26 protein-coding genes and 1 riboswitch are annotated in these 24,043 nt (G+C 62.5%); of the genes, 18 read left to right on the forward strand and 8 right to left on the reverse strand.

Features of this window, described 5'->3' with window-relative positions; translation table 11 throughout:
• Window positions 1-9 precede the first annotated feature (9 nt).
• The 3 genes from AC2FNA_RS13290 (at window position 10) to AC2FNA_RS13300 (ending at window position 2,619) form a co-directional block, all read left to right on the forward strand.
• Window positions 10-1,242: a class I SAM-dependent RNA methyltransferase gene (locus AC2FNA_RS13290; RefSeq protein ID WP_496827483.1), complete on the forward strand. Its 1,233-nt coding sequence runs from the start codon at window positions 10-12 to the stop codon at window positions 1,240-1,242.
• A 17-nt stretch (window positions 1,243-1,259) separates the two neighbouring features.
• On the forward strand, window positions 1,260-2,036 hold the full coding sequence (locus AC2FNA_RS13295; protein WP_496827252.1) for an ion transporter: 777 nt from the start codon (window positions 1,260-1,262) through the stop codon (window positions 2,034-2,036).
• A 64-nt stretch (window positions 2,037-2,100) separates the two neighbouring features.
• Window positions 2,101-2,619, forward strand: a complete 519-nt coding sequence (locus AC2FNA_RS13300) for a L,D-transpeptidase family protein (protein ID WP_496827254.1) — start codon at window positions 2,101-2,103, stop codon at window positions 2,617-2,619.
• Here the strand turns inward: AC2FNA_RS13300 and AC2FNA_RS13305 are convergent.
• The gene (locus AC2FNA_RS13305) at window positions 2,603-2,890 is read right to left on the reverse strand and encodes a hypothetical protein (protein WP_496827256.1); all 288 of its coding nucleotides are present in this window, start codon (window positions 2,888-2,890) and stop codon (window positions 2,603-2,605) included. The genes AC2FNA_RS13300 and AC2FNA_RS13305 overlap by 17 nt on opposite strands.
• 114 nt (window positions 2,891-3,004) lie before the next feature.
• Between AC2FNA_RS13305 and AC2FNA_RS13310 the strand changes: the two genes are divergently transcribed.
• Window positions 3,005-3,913 carry a LysR substrate-binding domain-containing protein gene (locus tag AC2FNA_RS13310; RefSeq protein WP_496827258.1) on the forward strand — a complete coding sequence of 303 codons (909 nt, stop codon included), beginning with the start codon at window positions 3,005-3,007 and terminating at the stop codon, window positions 3,911-3,913.
• Between the two features lie 10 nt (window positions 3,914-3,923).
• On the opposite strand, the gene AC2FNA_RS13315 is transcribed toward AC2FNA_RS13310, so the two are convergent.
• The 6 genes from AC2FNA_RS13315 to cysQ form a co-directional block, all read right to left on the reverse strand.
• The gene (locus tag AC2FNA_RS13315) at window positions 3,924-5,363 is read right to left on the reverse strand and encodes a nodulation protein NodH (protein ID WP_496827260.1); all 1,440 of its coding nucleotides are present in this window, start codon (window positions 5,361-5,363) and stop codon (window positions 3,924-3,926) included.
• Window positions 5,364-5,369: 6 nt separating this feature from the next.
• Window positions 5,370-7,070 (reverse strand): DUF5927 domain-containing protein, encoded by a 1,701-nt coding sequence (locus tag AC2FNA_RS13320; RefSeq protein ID WP_496827262.1) that lies wholly within the window; start codon window positions 7,068-7,070, stop codon window positions 5,370-5,372.
• Complete coding sequence (locus AC2FNA_RS13325; protein WP_496827485.1) at window positions 7,067-8,053, reverse strand: glycosyltransferase family 2 protein; 987 nt, start codon at window positions 8,051-8,053, stop codon at window positions 7,067-7,069. Before AC2FNA_RS13325 ends, AC2FNA_RS13320 begins: the two co-directional genes overlap by 4 nt.
• A gap of 201 nt (window positions 8,054-8,254) precedes the next feature.
• Window positions 8,255-9,298 (reverse strand): glycosyltransferase family 2 protein, encoded by a 1,044-nt coding sequence (locus AC2FNA_RS13330; RefSeq protein WP_496827264.1) that lies wholly within the window; start codon window positions 9,296-9,298, stop codon window positions 8,255-8,257.
• Window positions 9,299-9,311: 13 nt separating this feature from the next.
• Window positions 9,312-10,112 (reverse strand): 3-deoxy-manno-octulosonate cytidylyltransferase family protein, encoded by an 801-nt coding sequence (locus AC2FNA_RS13335; protein ID WP_496827265.1) that lies wholly within the window; start codon window positions 10,110-10,112, stop codon window positions 9,312-9,314.
• Window positions 10,113-10,910 (reverse strand): 3'(2'),5'-bisphosphate nucleotidase CysQ, encoded by a 798-nt coding sequence (gene cysQ / locus AC2FNA_RS13340; RefSeq protein WP_496827267.1) that lies wholly within the window; start codon window positions 10,908-10,910, stop codon window positions 10,113-10,115.
• Window positions 10,911-11,076: 166 nt separating this feature from the next.
• Between cysQ and AC2FNA_RS13345 the strand changes: the two genes are divergently transcribed.
• Complete coding sequence (locus AC2FNA_RS13345) at window positions 11,077-11,850, forward strand: ABC transporter permease (RefSeq protein ID WP_496827269.1); 774 nt, start codon at window positions 11,077-11,079, stop codon at window positions 11,848-11,850.
• A complete protein-coding gene (locus AC2FNA_RS13350; protein ID WP_496827271.1) occupies window positions 11,847-12,431 on the forward strand; it encodes a COG3650 family protein in 585 nt (194 codons plus the stop codon). The genes AC2FNA_RS13345 and AC2FNA_RS13350 overlap by 4 nt, the downstream gene beginning before the upstream one ends.
• Here AC2FNA_RS13350 and AC2FNA_RS13355 read toward each other — a convergent pair.
• Window positions 12,428-13,030 carry an alpha-ketoglutarate-dependent dioxygenase AlkB family protein gene (locus AC2FNA_RS13355; protein ID WP_496827273.1) on the reverse strand — a complete coding sequence of 201 codons (603 nt, stop codon included), beginning with the start codon at window positions 13,028-13,030 and terminating at the stop codon, window positions 12,428-12,430. The two genes, AC2FNA_RS13350 and AC2FNA_RS13355, sit on opposite strands and share 4 nt — an antisense overlap.
• A gap of 213 nt (window positions 13,031-13,243) precedes the next feature.
• On the opposite strand from AC2FNA_RS13355, the gene dnaK reads away from it, so the two are divergent.
• The 12 genes from dnaK to AC2FNA_RS13415 all read left to right on the forward strand — a co-directional run bounded on the left by dnaK (window position 13,244) and on the right by AC2FNA_RS13415 (window position 24,030).
• Window positions 13,244-15,157, forward strand: coding sequence for a molecular chaperone DnaK (dnaK, locus tag AC2FNA_RS13360; protein ID WP_496827275.1), 1,914 nt, complete (start codon window positions 13,244-13,246; stop codon window positions 15,155-15,157).
• Window positions 15,158-15,232: 75 nt separating this feature from the next.
• Window positions 15,233-16,378, forward strand: coding sequence for a molecular chaperone DnaJ (gene dnaJ / locus AC2FNA_RS13365; protein WP_496827277.1), 1,146 nt, complete (start codon window positions 15,233-15,235; stop codon window positions 16,376-16,378).
• Window positions 16,379-16,520: 142 nt separating this feature from the next.
• Window positions 16,521-16,625: riboswitch (TPP riboswitch) on the forward strand.
• Between the two features lie 44 nt (window positions 16,626-16,669).
• Complete coding sequence (gene thiD, locus AC2FNA_RS13370; RefSeq protein ID WP_496827279.1) at window positions 16,670-17,473, forward strand: bifunctional hydroxymethylpyrimidine kinase/phosphomethylpyrimidine kinase; 804 nt, start codon at window positions 16,670-16,672, stop codon at window positions 17,471-17,473.
• Entirely contained in the window at window positions 17,470-18,447 is a 978-nt protein-coding gene (locus tag AC2FNA_RS13375) for an FAD-dependent oxidoreductase (protein ID WP_496827281.1), read from the forward strand. Before thiD ends, AC2FNA_RS13375 begins: the two co-directional genes overlap by 4 nt.
• The gene (gene thiS / locus AC2FNA_RS13380; RefSeq protein ID WP_496827283.1) at window positions 18,431-18,625 is read left to right on the forward strand and encodes a sulfur carrier protein ThiS; all 195 of its coding nucleotides are present in this window, start codon (window positions 18,431-18,433) and stop codon (window positions 18,623-18,625) included. The genes AC2FNA_RS13375 and thiS overlap by 17 nt, the downstream gene beginning before the upstream one ends.
• 3 nt (window positions 18,626-18,628) lie before the next feature.
• Entirely contained in the window at window positions 18,629-19,393 is a 765-nt protein-coding gene (locus tag AC2FNA_RS13385) for a thiazole synthase (protein WP_496827285.1), read from the forward strand.
• Complete coding sequence (locus AC2FNA_RS13390; RefSeq protein WP_496827287.1) at window positions 19,390-19,986, forward strand: thiamine phosphate synthase; 597 nt, start codon at window positions 19,390-19,392, stop codon at window positions 19,984-19,986. Before AC2FNA_RS13385 ends, AC2FNA_RS13390 begins: the two co-directional genes overlap by 4 nt.
• Window positions 19,983-20,948 carry a ThiF family adenylyltransferase gene (locus AC2FNA_RS13395; protein WP_496827289.1) on the forward strand — a complete coding sequence of 322 codons (966 nt, stop codon included), beginning with the start codon at window positions 19,983-19,985 and terminating at the stop codon, window positions 20,946-20,948. Before AC2FNA_RS13390 ends, AC2FNA_RS13395 begins: the two co-directional genes overlap by 4 nt.
• Before the next feature lie 13 nt (window positions 20,949-20,961).
• Window positions 20,962-21,897, forward strand: coding sequence for an ABC transporter substrate-binding protein (locus AC2FNA_RS13400; RefSeq protein ID WP_496827291.1), 936 nt, complete (start codon window positions 20,962-20,964; stop codon window positions 21,895-21,897).
• Window positions 21,894-22,574, forward strand: a complete 681-nt coding sequence (gene tenA / locus AC2FNA_RS13405) for a thiaminase II (RefSeq protein ID WP_496827293.1) — start codon at window positions 21,894-21,896, stop codon at window positions 22,572-22,574. Before AC2FNA_RS13400 ends, tenA begins: the two co-directional genes overlap by 4 nt.
• Entirely contained in the window at window positions 22,571-23,299 is a 729-nt protein-coding gene (locus AC2FNA_RS13410) for an ABC transporter ATP-binding protein (protein ID WP_496827295.1), read from the forward strand. The genes tenA and AC2FNA_RS13410 overlap by 4 nt, the downstream gene beginning before the upstream one ends.
• Window positions 23,296-24,030 carry an ABC transporter permease gene (locus AC2FNA_RS13415; RefSeq protein ID WP_496827297.1) on the forward strand — a complete coding sequence of 245 codons (735 nt, stop codon included), beginning with the start codon at window positions 23,296-23,298 and terminating at the stop codon, window positions 24,028-24,030. The genes AC2FNA_RS13410 and AC2FNA_RS13415 overlap by 4 nt, the downstream gene beginning before the upstream one ends.
• Window positions 24,031-24,043: the final 13 nt, after the last annotated feature.

A 24,043-nucleotide genomic window follows, 5' to 3' on the forward strand; every position in this document is an offset into this window, starting at 1 on the left:
CAGGCGGCCATGACACAAGAGATAACCATTACGCGGCTGGGCCATCAGGGCGACGGGATCGCCCCCGGCCCGATCTATGTACCGCGCAGCCTGCCGGGCGAGGTGGTCAGCGGCACGCCCGAGGGCGACAGGCTGGCCGATATGCGGGTGGTGACACCGTCGCCGCATCGAGTGGCGCCGCCCTGCCGCCATTACCGCGCCTGCGGCGGCTGCCAGTTGCAGCACGCCTCGGACGGGTTCGTCGCCGAGTGGAAGCAAGAGGTGGTGCGCGCCGCATTGGCGGCGCAAGGGATCGAGGCGGTGATGCGCCCCGTTCATACCTCGCCGCCGCAGTCACGCCGTCGGGCAACCATTGCGGTGCGCCGCACCAAGAAGGGTGCGCTTGCCGGGTTTCATGGCCGCGCCTCGGACGTGATCACCGAGATTCCGGATTGCCAATTGCTCGACCCCGCGCTGCTTGCCGCTATTCCGGTGGCCGAGGCGCTGGCCATGCTGGGTGGCAGTCGCAAGGGCGTCATGGCGGTGACACTGACCCTCTCCGACGCCGGGCTGGACGTGGCGGTGCGCGGTGGCAAACCGCTTGATGGCCCGCTTGAGGTGGCGCTGGGCCAATTGGCCGAGGCGCAGGGGCTGGCCCGGCTGGCCTGGGAGGGTGAGGTGATCGCCATGCGACAGCCGCCCACGCAACGGTTCGGCAAGGCGGCGGTCGTGCCGCCGCCGGGCGCCTTTCTGCAAGCCACCCGCGATGGTGAACAGGCGCTGTTGGCAGCGGTACGAGAGATTGCGGGCAATGCCAGGCGGGTCGCCGATCTGTTTGCCGGTTGCGGCACGTTTGCGCTGCCGCTGGCCGAGACCACCGAGGTGCATGCGGTCGAGGGTGAGGCCACGATGACCGCCGCGCTGGATCGGGGCTGGCGTCGTGCGCAGGGCCTGAAACGCGTGACCACCGAGGCGCGTGATCTGTTCCGCCGCCCTCTGCTGCCCGACGAACTCGCCGTTTTTGACGCGGTGGTGTTGGACCCGCCCCGCGCCGGGGCCGAGGCGCAGGTGGCCGAGCTGGCCCGCGCCAAACCACCCGTCATCGCCTATGTCAGCTGTAACCCGGTGACCTTTGCCCGCGATGCCAAACCGCTGGTTCAGGCTGGCTATTGCCTGAATTGGGTGCAGGTGGTCGATCAGTTCCGCTGGTCGGCGCATGTGGAGCTTGCGGCGTCCTTCTCGCGGGTCCATATCGGCGGCTGAGCAACAAGGAGCGCGCGATGCAGAGATTGCAGGCATTCATCGACCGGCCCGGATTTGGCCGGTTCATCACCGCCGTGATCATGCTGAACGCCGTTGTGCTGGGGATGGAAACCTCGCCCTATCTGATGGAGCGGTGGGGCGGGCTGATCCTGGCCGCCGACCGTATCTGTCTGGGCATCTTCATCGTCGAGATCGCGCTGAAGCTGATGGCGCAGCGGCAGCGCTTTTTCCTCAATGGCTGGAACCTGTTCGATTTCGTGATCGTGGGCATCGCCCTGATCCCCGCCGCCGGGGGCCTGTCGGTGCTGCGGGCGCTGCGCATCTTGCGGGTGCTTCGGGTGATCTCGGTCGCGCCGCGCCTGCGCCGCGTGGTCGAAGGCTTCATCACCGCGCTGCCCGGTATGGCCAGCGTGTTCCTGTTGATGACCATCATCTTTTACATCGGCGCGGTGATCGCGACCAAGCTGTTTGCCGCCTCGTTTCCCGATTGGTTCGGCGATCTGGGCCTGTCGGCCTATACGCTGTTCCAGATCATGACGCTGGAAAGCTGGTCGATGGGCATCGTTCGCCCGGTGATGCAGGTCTATCCCTATGCCTGGCTGTTCTTTGTCCCCTTCATCATGATCACCACATTTGCGGTGGTTAACCTGCTGGTCGGTCTGATCGTGAACTCGATGCAGGACGCGCACCATGCCGAAGATGGCGAGCGGACCGATGCCTATCGGGACGAGGTTCTGGCCCGTCTGGAACAGATCGACCATCGGTTGAAAGCGCTTGGTGAAACCAAAAAGTGATTTTGCCCGACCCCGATTCCGGGGTATTCCGGGGACCATTGAGAAAAAGAACGAGGCAGTGAATATGGATCGTCGACATTTCGGTCTTGGCGCGGTCGCCGCGCTTGGCCTGTCGGCCTGCGGCAGTCAGGACAGCAAGTTCCGCCGCTATTACGGACCTGCGGTCACCTCGATCGTGATCAACAAGGCTGCGCGCAAGATGTACCTGTTGAACAATGAAAAGGTGCTGAAGGAATACAAGGTCGATCTGGGCTTTGCCCCGGCCGGGCACAAACAGTTCGAAGGCGATGGCAAGACGCCCGAAGGCACCTATCTGATCGACCGCCGAAATCCAAACAGTGCGTTCCACCTGTCGCTGGGCATATCCTATCCCAATGCCCGCGACGTGGCCTATGCCCAGGCTATGGGCAAGAAGCCGGGCGGCGAGATCTTCATTCATGGGCAACCAAACCTGTTGCGCGACCGCAAAAAGGCGAAGAAACAACCGGATTGGACCGCAGGCTGCATCGCCGTCAGGAACGAAGAGATTGAAGAGATCTATGCCATGGTGCGCGACGGAACGGTAATCACCCTGCGCGCCTGATCGCAGCTGGCCCCGATTGTTCAAAGGCCAGATCGCTGTCGGGCGAGACCCACACTGTTGTGGTTGCGTTGCTGCGCTGCGGATCCACTGCAAATCCGATATCCGCCAGAAGATGCGGCGCGGTTTCCGCGAGGCGGATGAGTTCCGCTTCGAGCATCGCATGGTCCCACTCTCTCTTTCGATCAAGAATGTTGATCCAGCGAAAGAGCCAGGCGCGCAATCCCGGTTTGGTGGCATTCACAGGGCTTTCGTAAACGCCGCAAGAATTCATGATATTTTCCCCTTGGTTATCTGGTCATAACCAAAGCTGGACCTTCGATCTCTTGCCTTCAACGCAAGCTTTCTCGTAACTTGGATTAAGAAATCTAATCCAAAGGGTTTGCACATGCGATTGCCGCCGCTGAATGCTCTGCGCGCATTTGAAGCTGCCGCGCGTCACAATGGGTACATTGCGGCCGCCGAGGAGCTTTGCGTAACCCGAGGAGCTGTGAGCCGTCACATCAAGTTGTTGGAGGAGCATCTGGGCGTTGCCCTGTTCCACCGAAACCACCGCGGGGTCGATCTGACCGCGGCGGGGCGGCAGTTGCTGCCTGTGTTGACCGAGGCGTTTGCCCGGATCGGACGAGAAGCCGAACAGATCTCTTCCGTGACTCAGGACATCCGGATCATCTGTCCGCCGGCGTTGTCAATTCGCTGGCTGTTTCCACGACTGGAGAACTTCCAGGCAGCGCATCCCGGCATCCGTGTCCGGATGACCACAGAGTTTTACGGCGCCAAGGGATTTGACGGTACCGAATATGATCTCGGTGTGTCGGTCGAACATGTCCATGGACGGCCAGCCGGTGTCGCCAGCATGCCCCTGTTCCCAATGGTGCTGTCCCCGGCCTGTTCCCCGGCTTTGCTACATCAACAGTCTCTCAGGACACCTTCAGATCTTGCGCGGATGGTCTTGTTGCATGAATCTCCGCAGCGCCGGGACTGGGCGCATTGGCTGGCCAGCTTTGGGATACGCGGGATTGATGCGGCAAGCGGACCGACGTTTCCGAATCTGGATATGGCCGCAAGGGCAGCGGCGTTGGGGTCAGGCGTTGTGATGGCAGACTTGGCTCTGTGTCACGAAGAACTGCGGAATGGAGCGCTTGTGCTTCCCTTTCCCGAAATGACCTGTGTCACACCACAAGGGGGGTATGTCCTGATCGGTATGCGTGACCGTTGGGACGAACCCCATCTGCGGGCATTTCGTGAATGGGCGGCGCAAGACTGCGCTGATTTCATGCCAGATTTCGGGTCCTAGCCAATCTGCGTCATGCCTGGCCGCCGGCCCATTTTCCGAACCCGAACAGGATATAGTCGCGCTGATAGATGTCGGCGGCCAGTGCCTCGAGCGCGTCATCATAAATATCGCCCAGCGGGATCGGCGTATCGGGGGCGGCGCGGGGCGGCTCGGGTGGTTCGGCATGGCCGAAGCGACGGGCCAGCACGGGCAAATCGTTGGCGATTTCATCTTCGCGCAGGATCAGGTCTGGACTGACGAAGTCGGAAAAGCTGTTTAGCGCCTGTGCCTGACTGCACCAGGATCCGTCGATTCGGATCGCTGTCTGTCCGGCGAGGTTCATGCGGACAAATTCCAGAAACGCTTCGAACGCGGCGCGGTGATCGGCGCGCCCGTAATCCGGGCCGGGGCTGTCCTCGGGTATCGGCAGGTTGAACTGTCGGCGCAGGGTGTTGCGGATCTTGGTGAAACAGCCCGGCCCCTTGTTCAGGATGCGATGGCAAAAGGCCGAATGCGCACGTGCCAAAGGGTGACGCAGCACCGTGAACGAGCGGTGTCCCTCGTTACCCTTGAGCCAGCCGCGTACCTGTTTCTGGTTCAGACCGGTGCCCAGCGCCGCATCGACCACACCGTCCAGATCTGCCATCCAACGGCGAACCTCGTCCTCGGGGCCGCCACGCACCGGCAGATAGATCAAAGGTGTCACCGCGCCGGTAACATAGGTCGGTACCGCGGGGCCGCGACGCGGTTCGAAATTGGGAGTCCGTGTCAGGTTGAAACGGTCCAGCCCACTCAGGGCCTCGACCATCTCGCCCGCATTCACCACCTTGGAGGTGACGGGGCTGGGGTTCTGGCGCTTCAGGTTGTCATCCAGTTGGTCCAGCCGCGCGGGTACGCCCAGCCATTGCGCCAGCCCGTTCATCACCGCCAGATCCTGAAGATCCTCGTAGGCGACATAGAACGGGGTCTGGCCGCTGCGCTGCAGGCTGTTGAGCAGAAAGACCTGGAAATCCTGCAACGCCTCGACATGACGCGCAAATTCCTCTGCATCAAAGCGGGCTTGCGCTTCTTTCCGACGCTTGATGTTGGTCAGCTTCCACTGTCCGGTTTCCTTGGCGATCTTCCACGAGACATAGCTGTCGAGCGGATTTCGGGTCAGGATGATCTTGGCGCAGCGCGGATCAGACAGGACGAGGTCCAGAACGCGCGGATCGTGGTCGTGAAAGAACCGGAACCCGGCCAGCACCCCGCGCGCGTCCCGCACCGCGTCGATCAGGCATTGGGGGTTGGCGTCTCGCATGTCTTGGCTGATATCAAGAATCTCTGTCTTGTTGGGATAGCCAATGAAATGCGGGTTGAACGCCTCGCCGACACAGGCCACCCCGTCCAGCGCGTTCAGGTTCGCCTCGAGAAAGTTGGAGCCTGTCCGCATCTCGGCGAAGACTACGAAGTAATCGAAAGGGCTGCTCATACGTCCTTATCGCACCAGATAGGGTTTGCGTGTCGGTTTGGGGTTATTGACCAGGGCCGGTTCGACCGGGAAGTCACCCATCAGATAGGGGTGCATGCCCTGATTCTTGAGGTTCTGAAGGAACTGTCCAAAGCCGGTCAGATCGACCATTGTCGGCGCCTCGGTCAGGCGGCGCGGGCTGGATTGCCCGATTTCGTCGACGATGGTCTGGATCGGTTCCATCGGGGCCTCGACAAACTCGGCCATGGTCCAGATCCGCACCCGTGCCTTGGTCCAGACCGAGCGCAGGATCTCCAGTTGCTTACTTTCGATCCGTTGCAGGCGCGCGGCCTCCTTGCGGAGGTCGGCAAAATTCCGGTTCGATTTGAACAGCGGCACCGCCCAGGCGCCGGTAATGACCGAGATCTGGGCGTTGGGATCACGCGCCAGAAGCCAGTTGATCTCCTGATTGTCGGCAGGGCCGAACTGGAAACACTGGCGTTCCCCGCGCGTGTTCCAGATCAGCGAGGTCAGGAAACTGGTGGGATTATAGTCGCGCAACATCGCGCTGTCGCTGAGCGCACCGTTGATCAACCGCTCGCCCCCGGCGAAATCCGCGCGGTCGGGACCAAAGAGATGCCCATGCACGCGGGTGCCGGTGGCCTTGGCCAACCAGGGTTCGAAGTCCTCGAAAAGCTCGGTAAAGCCCTGGAACACCGAATACGGGTTCGAGGTCAGGCCGTTCTCGTTACCGTGGCGGGGAAAGCGGCTCTGCATATACAAACCGTCGCGCCCGCGGGTCCGGCGTTCGACCGCCTTGGCAAAGATGCGGTCGATCTTGCCCGGGTTCGGCTCGGTCCGTTTCATCGCTCCGGCCTGATCCGTCAGAAAGGCCTGGTACAGCCGCTCGGCGCGCGGCCAGATCTTGCGAGCAACGAAACAATCGGACCGGCGCAGCAATTGCAGGTGGTCGTCATAGAAGATATGCGGTTTGCCCTGGAAATCGAACTTGCTCAACGTCAGTGAGCGGCTTTCGATATTGGCCGAGAACTGGCGGGCGAGGGTCTGGAAATAGCTCTCGTCAGGTATCCAGACCTTGCGGAAATAGCGGTCATAGGTGTCGCGCTCGGGGTCCTGAAGGATCGCTGAAAGCGTATGCCGCGTCAAGCACCACCATTGGCTGCCCATGTGTGGGACCAGTCCGGCGGGTATCCGGCGCTTGAACCCCAGTCGCCGTTGCAGGTTAACGTATCTGTCGAACAGATAGCGGTGCTTCTTCCACGAAAAGGGAAAGCGCAGCGTGAAACGCTCATGGTCGAGACCGCCCACCGTCCATGGCACATCTGCGGTGGTCGCGCTTTCGATGAAATCGGTGCGCGGTCGGGCCGCAAGATAGTCGATCAGTTCTTGCACCGGGCGCAGCGGCAGGCACGAGCCGGAGGCCAGATAGACATGCCGGACATCGGCAAACTCGGCCAGCAGCTGCTCAGAGGCCGCCTGTGACGCGGCGACGATCCCCCAGGTGCCCCATTCACATCGGTGCCGGGTGCTGAAGCGGATCAGCGGGTCCTTGATACAGGCATCGTGAAACGCCTTGAACGTCTTGCGCGACACGTTGCGGTCCACATGGATCACCACCGGGCAGCCCGAAGCAGTCCAGTGCTGGGCCACCTGCTGCGCCCTATCAAGCGCGGTATGCACCAGCATGACGATGCCGACCGTGCTCATGCCCAGTTCCCCTTGGACATGAGGCCGAGAATCTCCAACTGGCGCCAGTTGATGTATTTCTCGGACCATTTGCACCACAGGTCGGGCTGGCTCTCGACCTTTTCGGCATAGGCCTTGTATTCCACCGAGTTGGAATAATGCTGGCGGCGTGTCAGCTCTTCGACCGCCTTGGCGGTGAGCGTGTCGAGGAATTTGGTGTGCAACAGCGCGCCGCTCGCCTTTTCACCACCCCATTCCTCGTAAACCTGGTTCAGGCCGCGCGGCAATAGGGTATGGGTCGAACTGACATAGGCATAGCGCCGGTTCCACTTCACCAGCGGGGTCTTGTTAAGGGCAGGTGCCTTCTTGGGGTTGTCGGAAAAGAACACTCGGCTGCGCGGCCCGCCCTGGATCCACAGGTTTCCGTATTCGGGGTTCTTCTTGATCGAGTAATTTCCACTGTCGAACCAGTTGGCTATCTCCAGCGGGTTCTGCCCCTCGGAATAGGGGACACTGTCGATCCGACCCTTTGGATAGACATCGATCAGCATCGCGCTGAATGACCGGATCGAGGAATTGTCGAGCCAGTCTGTCAACGCCTGTATCGGGCGGGTATCGCAAAACGGATAGATAAAGAATTCGTCGGGATCGACAACCAGAACCCAATGATCGTGGGCGTAGCTCCGCTTGAGCCAGTTCATCCAGTCAACGCCGAATGTGGCGGATTTGTAGCTGTGCGTGGTGTGCCAGACCGACACATCGGGATGTCCGTTGAGATAATCGAGCGTGCCGTCCGTGCTGTCATTGTCCACGAACAGGAAATGGTCGATCCCAAGTTCCCGATAGTAACGCAAGAAATAGGGCAGGCGGATCTTTTCGTTCCGCACGGTGCTGACAAGCAGCACGTCGCCGGGTCGAATTGCGGCGGTATTGTTCTGAACGGCGCGCAATTCACGGGACTTGCGGATGCAACGCAAAAGACGGCGCTTGCGCCGCACTCTCATCCGATAGGACTCCCAAAGGCTCACGCTGCTATCCACTCTTCTTATGACGCGAGCATGCCCGGTACTTATAACCAACAAACCCAATTGGTATTGACCGTTTATGTCACTGAAACATCTATGGAAGCAACGGGTTTAGAAAGCGTTACATCAATCCTGATGCCGCAACCGTGACTTTCCCCCGGTCTCGGTTGTATTCTGTCTCTAATCCCAACCTCCGGGCGAAAGGAGCCTGAGCGCACTCAATTGCGTCCATCCCGCGAACCGGGTCGAGGATGATGTCCAGAAATCGGGTGAGGCGGTCAGCTCGTCATAGTAATGGTCGAAATCGGCAGGCGTGTGAAAATGCTGCTGTCTCGTCTTTTCCTCGGCCGATCTGGAAACAATGTCGGGCAGAAACTTGGTGTGCAGCAGCACGCCCGAGGGCGCGCTGTCCCCCGGCCCGCCATAGGCCGCGTTCAGTCGGCGGGGCAGGGCGGAATGACACGAGTTCACATAGGCATAACGTCTGTCCCAGCGGATCAGCGGTATCTTGTTCAGTGTCGGTGACCGGCGCGGCTCATCGGCAAAGAACATCCGCTCGCGCGCGCCGCCCTGAACCCACAGGTTCCCCAGTGGCTGTTGGCGCTGGGCGCGATAGGGGCCGGCATCGAACCAGTGAAGCACATCCAGCGGATCGTCGCCCGGCGCATGGATCTGCGCCGCGACCGGCCCCTTGGGGTAAAGGTCCAGCATATGGGCGCCAAAGTTGTCCCGCCCTTGCCCATTCAGCCAGCCAGTCAATGCATGCAGGTCGCGGCGGTCATGATGGGCATAGACCAGCAGCTCGTCCACATCGACCATCAGGCACCAATGCCCGTGCGCGTGGCGCATCTGAAGCCATGTCATCCAGTCGAGCCCGAAGCGGGAGTCGCGGTAATTGGCCCCGGTCCGCCAGAGCGAGACATCGGGCTGCGCCATCAGCAGCTCGTCGCTGCCATCGTCGCTGCCGTTGTCGACCATCAGAAAATGATCGACACCGAGGTTGCGGTAGTAGTCCAGGAACCAGGGCAGGCGCAGCGCCTCGTTCCTGAGCGTGGTAACGGCCAGAACCTGACCCGGTCGGATCGCTGCGGTTCGGTCGGACAGCGCGGTCAGCGCGTGGCGGCTGCGGAAAGCGCGCCAGAGCAACCGCCGCCGTTTCCACCGCAACCGATAGGCATCGGCCCATCCGATCGGCGATAGCGGCGGTGCGGGGCTGCTGGTCATCCGGTCCCTCGTGTCAGTCCAGCCCCATCGCGGCCATCATCTCTTCGATCCGGGCCACGTCCTCGGGGTTGTTCAGCTCCCAGAACTGGCGCCCGCGCGCCTCGACCTCGACGCACAGAACCTTGCGCCCGTTTTCCATGAAGCGCAGCTGTTCCAGCCCTTCGAGGGTTTCCAGTGGCCCCATCGGCCAGGTCGGATAATCCGCCAGCGCGCCGGGCCGATAGGCATAGACGCCCACATGGTGAAACACCGGGGTGGGGGCGTCGTCGGCATAGACCTCCGATGTATAGGGGATCACCTCTTTCGAGAAATAAAGCGCGCTGCGGTCGGTGGCGAACACCGCCGTGGTACCGCCGACGCGGCCATGTTTGCGGTCGTTCAGAAAGCTGTTCAGCGCCATCCCGTCGCAGCGTAGCACCGGCGTGGCGATGTCGGCCTCGGGCGCGGCGCGCAGCCCCGAAATCAGGTCTTCGACAAACCAGTGCGGCGTCAGCGGCGCATCGCCTTGCAGGTTGACCACGATGTCGTGCCCACCGCCCAGCGCAGCATGCGCCTCGGCGCAGCGCTCGGTGCCGTTGACGCAGTTGGACGAGGTCATGACAACCTCGGCCCCGAACCCTTCGGCCACCTCGCGGATGCGGTCGTCATCGGTGGCGACCACCACCCGGTCGGCGCCACGTACCGCCATCGCCGCCCGCCACGAGCGTTCGATCAGCGTCATTTCCTTGCCACCGGCGCCGGTCAGGCTGACCAAAGGCTTGCCGGGATAGCGGGTCGAGGCATAGCGGGCGGGAATGGCGATGAGGACGGACATTCAGGCTTCCTTGAGGGTGACGCTGGGCGCGTAGGCGATAAAGAACGGGTTGGCATAGCCTTCCTTGCCATAGGTCAGCGGCTGGTGATTGTCGAAACGTACCACCTTGCCCCCGGCTCCGGCCAGAACGGCGTGACCGGCGGCGGTGTCCCATTCCATGGTGCGGCCAACACGCGGGTAAAGATCGGCCTCACCCGTGGCCACCAGACAGAATTTCAGCGACGAACCGGCGCTCTTGCTGTCCTTGACGGCGTATTTTCCGATGTAATCCTCGGTCGCCTGGTCGCGGTGCGACTTGGACGCCACCACCATCAGCGCGGCATTATCGGCCTCGGCTACCCGGATCGTGTTAAGAACGCCGGGCAAATGCTTGTCCAGCGCTCCAGTCTCTTCGACCGACGAACCATCGGCCAGCGTGTAGAACATCCGTCGCTTGGCCGGGGCATAGACCACGCCCCGCGTGGGCGCGCCGTTCTCGACCAGCGCGATATTCACCGTAAAATCGCCGCGCCGGTTGATGAATTCCTTGGTCCCGTCCAGTGGATCGACGATCAGGAAGGTGTCGCCTGTCTGGCTGTGCGAGGCCGCCTGTTCCTCGGTCACGAGCAGGATATCAGGAAACGCCGCGCGCAGCCCGGCCGAGATCAGCGCGTCGGCGGCCTCGTCCGCCTCGGTCACCGGGCTGGAATCGGATTTCACCTTTACCGCGAAATCGTCGGCGTCATAGATCGACATGATCTTGTCGCCCGCTTCGAGCGCGAGGCGCCGGATGACAGGAATTAGTTCCTCGTAGGTCACAAAAATGCTCCGATCGTGGGATTTGTTGATCCAAGATGCAGGTGCCCTTATGCTGTGATGGCAACGGAACGGCAAGAATTCCGTGCAAGGCTTGGGCAATTCGACAGAAAGCAGCAACGTGTTTCGATATCGGCGACACAAATCAATGTTGAGCGGCGCCATCACCATGGCCGAGCTCATTTTTCACAACGCGGTTCGCAGTGTGCGCCAGGGCCATTCCAACGCCTATTTGGCGATGGCCAAGAACATGATGCAGATTCTGGTATTTGTCATGGTGTTCTACCTGATGTTCCAGATATTGGGGCTGCGCGGATCGGCGATCCGGGGCGATTTCCTGCTCTACATCATGTCTGGCATCTTCCTGTTCATGACGCATATCAAGACGGTTGGCGCGGTGGCCGGCGCCGAAGGGCCCAACAGCGCCATGATGAAACACGCTCCCATGAATACGATCGTTGCCATCCTCTCGGCGGCATTGGGGTCGCTCTATATGCAGTTGTTGACGCTGCTGCTGATCCTGTTTGGCTATCACGTGATATTCAAGCCGATCGAGATCGCCGATCCTGCCGGTGCGTTTGGCATGTTGATGCTGTCCTGGTTCACTGGATTTGCGGTCGGGCTGGTCTTTCTGTCGATCAAACCTTGGGCGCCGATGCTGGTGGGGGTGATGACCACGCTTTATCAGCGCGCCAACATGATTGCCTCGGGCAAGATGTTCGTGGCCAATACCTTGCCGGGTTACATGCTGGCCATGTTCGATTGGAACCCGCTTTTTCACGCTATCGACCAGTGTCGCGGCTTCGTGTTCCGCAACTATTTCCCGCATAACAGCAACTGGCACTATGCGCTGTGGCTGGGGATCATCCTGATCATGATCGGGCTGATGGGCGAATTCTATACGCGCCGGCACGTCTCGGCCAGCTGGTACGCGCGGCGATGAGGTGGCTTTTTGCCCTCCTGCTGGTTCTGGCCGGGCCGCTTGCCGCCAATCCGGTGCCGGCGCTTTATGACGTAACCGGTGTTGCCGCCGACGATGTGCTCAACGTGCGGGCAGAGCCCTCGGCCAGTTCCGGGGTGATCGGCTCGCTGGCGCCCGATGCGGTCGGGGTCGAGGTTGTCGAACTGACCTTTGGCGCCGATTGGGGCCGGGTGAATGTGAACGAGATGAGTGGCTGGGTTTCCGTGCGATACATGCGGCGGCAGCCCGATGCGGCCGAGGTCTGGATGACTCCGCGCTTTGTCTGTTCGGGGACCGAGCCGTTCTGGTCGCTGACCGTTGAACAAGGGGTGGCGGCGCAATTTCAGGTCATGGGCGAGGCCGAACAGCACCTGCCTGCCGGTCTGCTTCAACCCGGAGTGGGAGTGATCGACCGGTTCGCTTTGCCACTGGGCCACAACGTTGCCATCCTGCGACAGATGCAGTGCCATGACGGCATGTCCGACCGGGCCTATGGGCTGGATGTGGGGCTGATGCTGAATGGATCGCTTTATGCTGGCTGCTGCACGCTGTTGGCGGACTAGGCCGCCACCCGCAGCGTCAGGTTAAGCCGCCCACCCTTGGGCAACAGCCGGGACGAGCCGAACCGGATACGGTCGATGCCGTGATAGATCAGCCGCGCCGGCCCACCCATCACCACCACATCGCCGGAATTGAGCCAGACAGAATCGGTCTTTCCGCCGCGAGTGGTGTTCCCGATCCGAAACAGCGCATCGTCGCCAAGAGACAGCGACACGACGGGCCAAGTCAGATCGGCCTCGTCGCGATCCTGGTGAAGGCCCATCCGGGCGCCCTCGCCATAGTAGTTGATCAGGCAGCAATCCGGAACGCGGTCCTGCCCGGTGACCCCATGCCACAGATCCAGCACTTCGGGCGGGATCGCGGGCCAGGCCATGCCCTTGGGATGGGTCGGTTGATAGCGATAGCCGCCCTTGTCCGTCACCCAGCCCAACGGCCCGGCCGAGGTCATGCGTACCGAGAGCGGTTTGCCGTTCGGCATGGTGGGCGTAAACAGCGGCGCGGCCTTCAGAACCGGGCGCAGCGCCTCGATTAGCCGTGCCTGGGCCGGCCCGTCGAGCGCGCCCTTGCGAATTTCGACACCGCGCAGGTTCAACATGGTCATTCCCTGCCAGACCCTTTCCTTGACGAAGCCTTGTCAAAAAGCATGCAGATTCGCGAAAACCTGCAATTCTGCATGCTTGCAGCACCTGTTTCCGCCCCCTATATACGCCGGGACGCGCCGTGGTGTAGGCCATTGCGCAAACAGATCGGGGCCGGAATGCCAAAACGGGTTCAGGTCTCGAGCCATCGCCTTGAAGAGAAAGGGATCGAACAAATGGGTAAAGTTATCGGTATCGACCTGGGCACCACCAACTCGTGTGTAGCCATCATGGACGGCGCCCAGCCGAAAGTCATCGAAAACTCGGAAGGGGCGCGGACCACGCCCTCGATCGTCGCCTTCACCGATGATGAGCGACTGGTCGGTCAGCCGGCGAAACGCCAGGCGGTCACCAACCCCTCGAACACCATTTTTGGCGTCAAGCGCCTGATCGGCCGTCGGGTCGACGATGCCGAGGTCACCAAGGACAAGAAGATGGTGCCGTTTTCCATCGTCAACGGTGGCAATGGCGACGCATGGGTCGAAGCCAAGAGCGAGAAGTATTCGCCGTCGCAGATTTCGGCCTTCATCCTCGGCAAGATGAAGGAAACCGCAGAATCCTATCTGGGTGAGGAAGTGACCCAGGCAGTGATCACGGTGCCCGCCTATTTCAACGACGCCCAGCGTCAGGCCACCAAGGATGCCGGCAAGATCGCCGGTCTGGAAGTGCTGCGCATCATCAACGAGCCGACCGCAGCTGCGTTGGCCTATGGCCTGGACAAGAAGAACAGCCAGACCATCGCCGTCTACGACCTTGGCGGCGGTACCTTCGACGTGACCATCCTGGAGATCGACGACGGCCTGTTCGAGGTCAAGTCGACCAATGGCGACACCTTCCTGGGTGGCGAAGATTTCGACATGCGGATCGTCAACTATCTGGCGGACGAGTTCAAGAAAGAGCACGGTGTCGACCTGTCCGGCGACAAGATGGCGCTTCAGCGTCTGAAGGAAGCTGCGGAAAAGGCCAAGATCGAGCTGAGCTCGACCACCCAGACCGAGATCAACCAGCCGTTCATCTCGATGGGCGCCAATGGTCAGCCTCTGCACCTGGTGATGAAACTGACCCGCGCCAAACTGGAGAGCCTGGTGGGCGACCTGATCAAGAAGTCGATGGACCCCTGCAAGGCCGCGCTCAAGGATGCCGGCATTTCGGCCTCTGACGTTGACGAGGTGGTTCTGGTCGGCGGTATGACCCGCATGCCCAAGGTCATCGAGGAAGTGACCAAGTTCTTCGGCAAGGAACCCCACAAGGGTGTGAACCCCGACGAGGTTGTCGCAATGGGTGCCGCCATTCAGGCCGGTGTTCTGCAAGGCGACGTCAAGGATGTGGTCCTGCTCGACGTGACCCCGCTGTCGCTGGGTATCGAAACCTTGGGCGGTGTCTTCACCCGTCTGATCGACCGCAACACCACGATCCCGACCAAGAAGTCTCAGGTTTTCTCGACCGCCGAGGACAATCAGAACGCGGTGACCATCCGCGTGTTCCAGGGCGAGCGTGAAATGGCCGCCGACAACAAGATCCTGGGTCAGTTCAACCTCGAAGACATCCCGCCGGCACCGCGCGGCATGCCGCAGATTGAGGTGACCTTTGACATCGACGCCAACGGCATCGTGTCGGTTTCGGCCAAGGACAAGGGTACCGGTAAAGAGCACAAGATCACCATCCAGGCCTCGGGCGGTCTTTCGGACGAGGACATCGAAAAGATGGTCAAGGATGCCGAGGAGAACGCCGAAGCCGACAAGGCCCGCAAAGAGCTGGTCGAGGCACGCAACCAGGCCGAAAGCCTGATCCATTCGACCGAGAAGTCGATCGAAGAGCATGGCGACAAGGTCGACCCGACCACTGTCGAGGCGATCGAACTGGCCATTGCCGCGCTGAAGGACGATCTGGACAAGGACGGCGTGAGCGCCGAGAAGATCAAGTCGGGCCTGCAAAACGTGACCGAAGCGGCCATGAAGCTGGGCGAGGCGATCTATAAGGCGCAGAGCGAAGGCGGCGATGGCGAGCCCGCAGGGGCGGATGCCGGTCCGTCGGACGACGACATCGTCGACGCTGAGTTCGAAGATCTCGGCGAAGACAAGCGCAAGTAACGGGTCATCCGGGCCAGAACGGGCCGGTCCGGTAACCGGGCCGGCCCGCATTCGTTGAGGCAGAAGGGAATTCGGATGTCAAAACGCGACTATTACGATCTGCTCGGTGTGTCCAAGGGCGCTTCGGCCGACGAGATCAAGAAGGCCTATCGCGGTAAGGCCAAGGAACTGCACCCGGACCGCAACAAGGACAACCCGGATGCCGAAACTCAGTTCAAGGAAGTGAACGAGGCCTACGAGGTTCTGAAAGACGCCGAGAAGAAGGCGGCCTATGACCGGTTTGGTCATGCCGCTTTCGAAGGCGGGATGGGCGGCGGCCAGCGTCCCGGCGGCGGTTTTGGATCAGGCGATTTCTCCAGCGCGTTCTCGGATGTGTTCGAGGACTTGTTCGGCGATTTCATGGGTGGCCAGCGGGGCGGCGGCGGCCGTCGTGCGGCGCGTGGCTCGGACCTGCGTTATAACCTACGGGTCACGCTGGAAGAGGCGTTCTCGGGCCTGCAAAAGACCATCAACGTACCCACTGCAGTGGCCTGTTCGGCCTGCGAGGGAACCGGCGCCGAAGGCGGGGTTGAACCGACCACCTGCCCGACCTGTTCGGGCATGGGCAAGGTGCGCGCGCAACAGGGCTTCTTTACCGTCGAGCGGACATGCCCCACCTGTTCGGGTCTGGGTCAGATCATCAAGAATCCATGCAAATCCTGCCGGGGGCAGGGTCGGGTCGAAAAGGACCGCGCGCTGAGCGTCAACATCCCCGCCGGGGTCGAAACCGGCACCCGCATTCGCCTGGCCGGCGAAGGCGAGGCCGGGATGCGTGGTGGCCCGCCGGGAGACCTCTATATTTTTGTCGAGGTCGCCAAGCACGAGCTGTTCGAACGCGACGGGGTGAATCTCTATTGCCGGGTGCCGGTCAGCATGGCCAAGGCGGCGCTGGGCGGTGCCATCGAGGTACCGACCATCGACGGCGGCCGCGGTCGGGTTCAGGTACCTGCCGGCAGCCAGTCGGGTCGGCAGATGCGCCTGCGCAGCAAGGGCATGCCAGCCCTGCGTGGCGGCGGCATCGGTGACATGTTCATCGAACTGGCGGTGGAAACCCCGGTCAACCTGACCAGCAAGCAGAAAGAGTTGTTGCGCGAATTCGACGAGCTGAGCGAAGACAACAATCCCGAGACCAAGAGCTTCTTTTCCTCGGTCAAGTCCTTTTGGGACGGGATGAAAGGCTAGGGGGCGCTGCCCCCGCCGCCTGACGGCGACTCCCCCGGAGTATTTTCGGCGGAATGAAGACAGGGGCGGGTGCCATTTGGTGCCCGCCCTTTTCCGTTAGTCAATTTTCTCTTGATTACCGTGGCGTCACCTGAGAAGGTGCGCGCAACCGTTGGGGTGCCCCGTTTGGGGCTGAGAGGCGCGGCTGCGTCAACCCATCGAACCTGATCCGGGCAATACCGGCGTAGGGAACGGTCTATCGCTATCGGACGTTTTCCATGCCCCCGTTGCCCCTAAACTGGAGTAGCGGACATGGCAGCGATTGCCTTGACAATAGCGGGATCCGACAGCGGTGGCGGCGCAGGCATCCAGGCCGATCTGAAGGCAATGTCGGCGATGTCTGTCTATGGCGCCTCGGTGATCACGGCGGTGACCGCGCAGAACACCTGTGCGGTGACGGCGGTGCATGGTATCCCAACGCAGATTATCCGGGCGCAGATCGACGCGGTTCTGGGCGATCTTGATGTGAAGGCGATCAAGATCGGCATGCTGGCGACACCCGAGATCATCGGGGTCGTGGCCGATGCCATCGCCGGGTTTGACGGGCCAATCGTGCTGGATCCGGTCATGGTTGCGAAATCGGGTGACGTGTTGCTGGCGGCAGAAGCAATCGGGGCGCTCCGGCGTCTGCTTGTGCCGCGCGCATCGGTGCTGACCCCAAATCTGCCCGAAGCAGCGCGCTTGTTGGAGACCAATGACGCCGGGTCCTTGAACGAGGTAACCGCTCAAGGCCGCGCCCTGGTCGCGCTGGGCGCGGATGCGGTTCTGATGAAGGGTGGGCATGCCAGCGGAGCGATCTGTCATGATCTTATGGTGGGCCCTGAAGGCGTGTTGGCCGAGCTTACCGCACCACGCCGGGCAACCAAGAACACACACGGCACAGGCTGTACGCTGAGTTCAGCGATTGCCGCCGGTCTTGCGAAGGGGCTGACCCTGAAAAGCGCGGTGCAAGAGGCGCATACCTATCTGCAAGGCGCGATCATTGCCGCCGACGATCTGCAAGTGGGCCAAGGTCACGGTCCGGTGCATCACTTCCATCGGGTCTGGTCCGCATGAGGCTCTGGTCGGTCATAGGCGCGGGCGTTGCCGGCCTCGCGGTGGCGACCGAACTGGTCGCGCGCGGCGCACAGGTGCAGGTGTTCGACCCCTCCGGTCCGCCCGGCCCACATGGGTGCAGCTGGTGGGCAGGCGGTATGCTGGCGCCTTGGTGCGAGTATGAAAACGCCGAGGAACCGGTGTTGCGCCTGGGCCAGCAGGCCATCACATGGTGGGCGCAGCACACCACCGTCACCCGGCGCGGCACCCTGGTGGTGGCCAATCCGCGCGACCTGCCGGACCTGCGCCGCTTTGCCCGCCGGACGGAAGGGTTTACCGAAGTCATCCAAGCTGAGATCGCCGAATTAGAGCCTGATCTGACCGCCTTCTCCAAGGGTCTCCATTTTCTGGACGAGGCGCATCTTGACCCGCGTCGCGCGCTCTCGGACCTCTATCGCGGTCTCACTGACAAGGGGGTCCAGTTTCACCGCAAACCCGCCCCTGCCGGGCTGAAGAATGCCATCGACTGTCGTGGCCTGCACGCGCGCGAGGTCCTGCATGACCTGCGTGGCGTCAAGGGCGAGATGCTGGTCATCCGTGCGCCAGATGTGGCTCTAACACGGCCCATTCGCCTGTTGCACCCGCGCATGCCGCTTTATGTCGTGCCGCGCAGCGACCATGTCTACATGCTGGGTGCTACGATGATCGAGAGCGAGGATAGCGGACGTATCACAGCGCGCTCGATGCTGGAACTGCTTAGCGCCGCCTATGCCCTGAACCCCGCCTTTGGCGAGGCCGAGGTGCTGGAAATCGGCGTCGATCTGCGCCCGGCCTTTCCCGACAACCTGCCGCGCATCCGGCGGCTGGGGCGGACCATTTATGCCAATGGCCTTTATCGCCACGGCTATCTTCTGGCGCCTGCCTTGGCACAGGGGGTGGCCGATCTGGCGCTAAGTAACACACATACGGAGTTGGTCGATGAAGATCGTGCTTAATGGCGAACCGCGCGAGGTGCAGGCCGAAACCCTGGCCGCACTGCTGGCGGAATGCGGCCTGTCAGGCCGCGTTGCTACTGCGGTGAACGAAAGCTTTGTTCCCTCGTCCCTGCGCGGGGGGCATCAGCTGAACGATGGTGACCGGGTCGAGGTGCTTGCCCCGATGCAGGGGGGCTGAAGCATGCGGGCCTTTTACGGAACCGAATTGCCGAACCCGCTGATGCTGGGCACCGCGCAATATCCCAGCCCCGCGATCCTGGAACGGGCGTTCCGCGCCAGCGGGGCGGGGGTGGCGACCGTGTCGCTGCGGCGCGAATCCGGTGCCGGACAGACATTCTGGTCGATGATCCGCGATCTGGGTGTGCTGATCCTGCCCAACACCGCCGGCTGTCACACGGTGAAAGAGGCGGTGACCACCGCCCATATGGCGCGCGAGGTGTTCGGCACGCCCTGGATCAAGCTGGAACTGATCGGCCATACCGACAGCCTGCAACCGGATGTCTTCGGTCTGGTCGAGGCCGCGCGCATCCTGACCGAGGACGGGTTTCAGGTGTTCCCCTATACCACCGACGACCTGATCGTCGGCGAGCGCCTGCTGGCAGCAGGCTGTGAAGTGCTGATGCCCTGGGGCGCGCCGATCGGCTCGGGCCGGGGGCTGAACAACGAATACGCGCTTCGCGCCATGCGGGCCGAGTTTCCCGATGTGCCGCTGGTGGTCGATGCGGGCATCGGCCTGCCCAGCCATGCCGCCCGCGCGATGGAGCTTGGCTATGACGCGGTTCTGCTCAACACCGCCGTGGCCCGCGCGGGCGATCCGGCGGATATGGCGCGCGCCATGGCGCTGGCCATTCAGGCCGGGCAACTGGCGCATCGCGCCGACCCGATCGAGGCGCGCGATATGGCCAGCGCCTCGACCCCTGTCATAGGAAAGGCCTTTCTGTCATGATGCTCGACCGGTTCTATCCCATCTTCGATAATACCGACTGGCTGCGCCGGATGCTGCCGCTGGGGGTCAAGCTGGTGCAACTGAGGATCAAGGAGCAGCCGGACGCGGTGATCCGCGCCGAGATTGCCACCGCGCGCGACCTCTGCCGCGCCCAAGGCGCGGTGCTGGTCATCAACGACTATTGGCAGGTCGCCATCGACGCGGGTTGCGACTGGCTGCATCTGGGGCAAGAGGATCTGGACGAGGCCGATCTGCCCGCGATCCGCAAGGCAGGTCTACGGCTCGGCGTCTCCACCCATGACGATGACGAGTTGGAGCGGGTGCTGGGTATGGATCCCGACTATGTGGCCCTTGGCCCGGTCTATCCGACCATCCTGAAACAGATGAAATGGCACCAGCAGGGCCTGCCCCGCGTCACCGAATGGAAGGCGCGTGTCGGCGCCATCCCGTTGGTGGGTATCGGCGGCATGAGCGTCGAGCGTGCGCCGGGCGTGCTGGGTGCCGGGGCCGATATCGTCTCGGTCGTCACCGACATCACCTTGAATGCCGACCCCGAGGCACGGGTGCGTCAATGGATCGAGGCCACCAGATGAGCCGCTACGCCCGCCAGATGATGCTGCCGCAGGTTGGGGTTGAGGGGCAGGCTCGGCTGGCCGATGCCCGCGTGCTGGTGGTCGGGGCCGGGGGGCTGGCAGCGCCCGCGCTGCCGATCCTTGCCGGGGCAGGGGTGGGCTGGATCGACATCTTTGATGGCGACGTGATCGAGCTGTCGAACCTGCATCGCCAGACGCTGTTCACCGAGGCTGATGTCGGCCGGGCCAAGGCCGAGGTTGCCGCCGAACGCTGTGGCGCGCTCAATTCCGGGATTGTCCTGACCGGTACAAAACGGTCAATCACCCCGGAAAACGTGATCTTGGCCTGCCGGGACACCGATCTGGTGCTGGATTGTGCCGACAGCTATGCCGCGAGCTATTTACTCAGCGATACCTGTCTGGCCCTGGGCAAACCGCTGATCAGCGCTTCGGTTCTGGGGCTGGGCGGATATGTCGGCGGCTTTTGTGGCGGCGCACCCAGCCTGCGCGCTGTGTTCCCCGAGGCGCCGGACAGCGCAGCAAGCTGTGAGACCGCCGGGGTGCTGGGCCCGGTTGTCTCCATATTAGGCTCTATTCAGGCGCAAATGGCACTTTCGGTGTTGCTTGGATTAGTGCCTTCACCGCTTGGGCAGATGGTGCAGATCGACGCGCAATCCTGGCGCAACAGCACGTTCCGCTTTGACGGTGCGCCGGAACCAACAACCGCCTTCCGCTTTGTCGCGCCCTCGGAGTTGAGCGCCGATGACCTGATCGTCGAACTGCGGACCGAAGGTGAGGCGCCCCAACCCGCGCACCCATCCGCCCGCCGAATGACGGCATCCGAGATCGAAATATCAGACACTAACAAAGAAAAACGGCTGGCTCTCTGTTGTGCGACCGGCCTCAGGGCCTGGCGTGCGGCGGAACAGTTGCAACCGGATTGGCCGGGCGAGATCGTTCTCGTTGCGGCCGCCACATCATGAAAGGAAACGCGATATGAAACACCTGGTAACCGCATTGGCGCTGCTCGTTGCAACGCCCGCTCTGGCGCAGGACAAGATGACCCTGCTGCTCGATTGGTTCATCAACCCCGACCACGGCCCGATCATCGTGGCGCAGGAAAAGGGATATTTCGCGGAACAGGGTCTAACTGTGGAAATCGTGGCCCCTGCCGACCCCTCGGCCCCGCCGCGCCTGGTGGCGGCCGGTCAGGCCGATCTGGCGGTCAGCTATCAGCCGCAACTGCACCTGCAAATCCACGAGGGGCTGCCCCTGAAACGTGTCGGCACGCTGGTCGCCACGCCGCTCAACTGCCTGCTGGTGCTTGAAGACGGCCCGATCAAATCGCCCGCCGATCTCAAGGGCAAGAAGATCGGTTTCTCCGTCGCCGGTGTCGAAGAGGCGATCCTGACCACGGTTCTGGGGAAATACGGTGTTGCCCTGAGCGATGTCGAGATGATCAACGTGAACTTCTCTCTCTCGCCCGCGCTGATGAGTGGGCAGGTCGACGCGGTGATTGGCGCTTATCGAAATTTTGAGTTGAATCAGATGGATATCGAAGGCGAACCGGGCCGCTGCTTCTATATCGAGGAAGAGGGTGTGCCGTCTTATGACGAGCTGATCTATGTCGCCAATCCCGAGCGGATGGATGCCGGCAAGATCGCCCGCTTCCTTGAGGCGACCGAGAAGGCGACGCAGTTCATCGTCAACAACCCGCAAGCCAGCTGGGAGATCTTCGCCGCCACCTCGACCGAGTTGCAGGACGAGCTGAACAAGCGCGCCTGGGCCGATACGCTGCCGCGCTTTGCCCTGCGTCCCGCCGGGTTCGACGCGGGTCGCTATGCCCGGTTCGAGGCGTTTCTGAAGGACACCGGCCTGATTGACAGCGTCAACCCGGTCTCGGCCATCACCATCGACGTGACCGCCGAATGAGCGCGCCGGATTATGGCCACGCCTTTGGTCTGATGCGCGCGGTGGCAGGCCAGCCGTGGCGGGATCATACCCGCCACGCCTTTGTCGAAGGGATGAAGGACGGCAGCCTGCCACACGAGGCTTTCCTGCATTATCTGAGGCAGGATTACGTTTTCCTGATCCATTTCGCGCGCGCCTGGGCGCTGGCTGTGGTCAAGGGCCAGACCCATGCCGAGATGCTGGCCGCGGTTGGCACCGTCAACGCGCTTGTGGCCGAGGAGATGCAGCTCCATATCGGGGTGTGCGAGGCGGCGGGGATCTCGAAGGACGCGCTTTTTGCCACGCCCGAGCGGCCCGAAAACCTCGCCTATACCCGTTTTGTGCTCGAGGCCGGGTATAGCGGCGATCTGGCCGATCTGCTGGCGGCGCTGGCGCCCTGTGTCATGGGCTATGGCGAGATCGGCGCGCGGCTGGCGACAGAGGCGACGAGCGAGCGCTACAAGAGCTGGATCGACACCTATGCCGGTCCCGACTATCAATCTGCCTGCAAGGCGGTGGGTGAACTGATGGATCAGGCTCTAACAAGGCGTATTGGCGCCGATTTTGAAGCCTCGCCGCGTTGGGAGCGGTTGTGCCGGACCTTTCGCACCGCGACGGAACTGGAAGTCGGTTTTTGGCAGATGGGGTTGACCCCGTGACCCCGGCCCCCGCGATCACCGTTGCCGGCAGCGCCAGCATCGACGGCGCGCCCCTGTTCGCGCCGCTGACCTTGCGGTTGGAGGCGGCGCAATGGACCTGTCTCTTGGGCGGGTCCGGCGTCGGCAAATCAACGGTGCTGCGGCTGATTGCAGGGTTGGAGACCGGGGCGGTGTTCAGCGGCACGATCACCGCGTCTGACGGTGTGCCGGTGGCGGCGCGAGTGGCCTATATGGCGCAGGACGACTTGCTGCTGCCCTGGGCCAGCGTCGCGCAGAACGTGGCGCTGGGCGCGCGGCTGCGGGGTGAACAGGTGGACCGTGCGCGGCTGGACGATTTGCTGCGTCGGGTGCGTCTGACCGATCATGCAGGCAAGCGCCCGGCGGAGCTGTCAGGAGGACAACGCCAGCGCGTGGCGCTGGCGCGCACCCTGATGGAGGACAAGCCCGTTGTGCTGCTGGACGAGCCCTTCTCGGCGCTCGATGCGCGCACCCGCGCCGATATGCAGGAGCTGGCCGCCGAACTGCTGGCCTGCCGGACCGTGCTGTTGGTGACGCACGACCCGGCCGAGGCGGCGCGGCTGGGTCATTCGATCCAGGTGATGACTGCCGCTAGGTTGACACCGGTCGCACCGCCAACGGCAGAGATGCCGCGCGCGGTGGATGACGCTGCGACGCTGGAATGCCAGGCTGCGCTGCTCAGGATGCTGCGGGAGGGTGGGCAATGACACGCTGGCTCCCCGCTGTTGCGGCAACCCTTTTTGCGCTAGCGATCTGGCAGGTGGTGGTGAGCCTGACCGACCTGCCGCGATTCATCTTGCCCGGCCCTGCTCTGGTGGCCGAAACCTGGTGGCAGAGCCGCTGGCTGATCGCCGAGCATACGGCGGTGACGGCGCTGGAGGTTCTGATCGGTCTCGCCTGTGGCGCGGTGCTTGGCGTGGTCACGGCGTTGCAGCTGGCCAGTTCGCGGATCGCACGGGTTCTGGTGCAGCCGATGCTGGTCTTTACCCAGGCGCTGCCGGTCTTTGCGCTGGCTCCGATCCTGACGCTGTGGCTGGGCTATGGGCTGTGGTCCAAGGTGGCGATGGCGGTGCTGATCATCTATTTTCCGATCACGGCGGCGTTTTTCGACGGACTGATGCGGACGCCGGTGGGATACCTTGACCTTGCCCGTACCATGCAGGCCAGCCCGCGTGCGGTGCTTTGGCATATCCGGGTGCCGGCGGCGCTGCCGCAACTGGCCTCGGGACTGCGGCTGGCGGCGGTCTATGCGCCGATCGGCGCGGTGATCGGTGAATGGGTGGGTGCGTCAAAGGGGTTGGGGTACCTGATGCTCTTGGCCAATGGCCGCGCCAAGACCGACCTGATGTTCGCCGCCATGCTGACCTTGGGCGTGCTGTCGGTGCTGCTGCATCTCGCGATGCGGCGGGCAACCCAAAGAATGGCAGGCGAGCGTTAACCACTCGGAAACC

The sequence above is a fragment of the Ruegeria sp. YKSD163 genome, assembly GCF_059612905.1.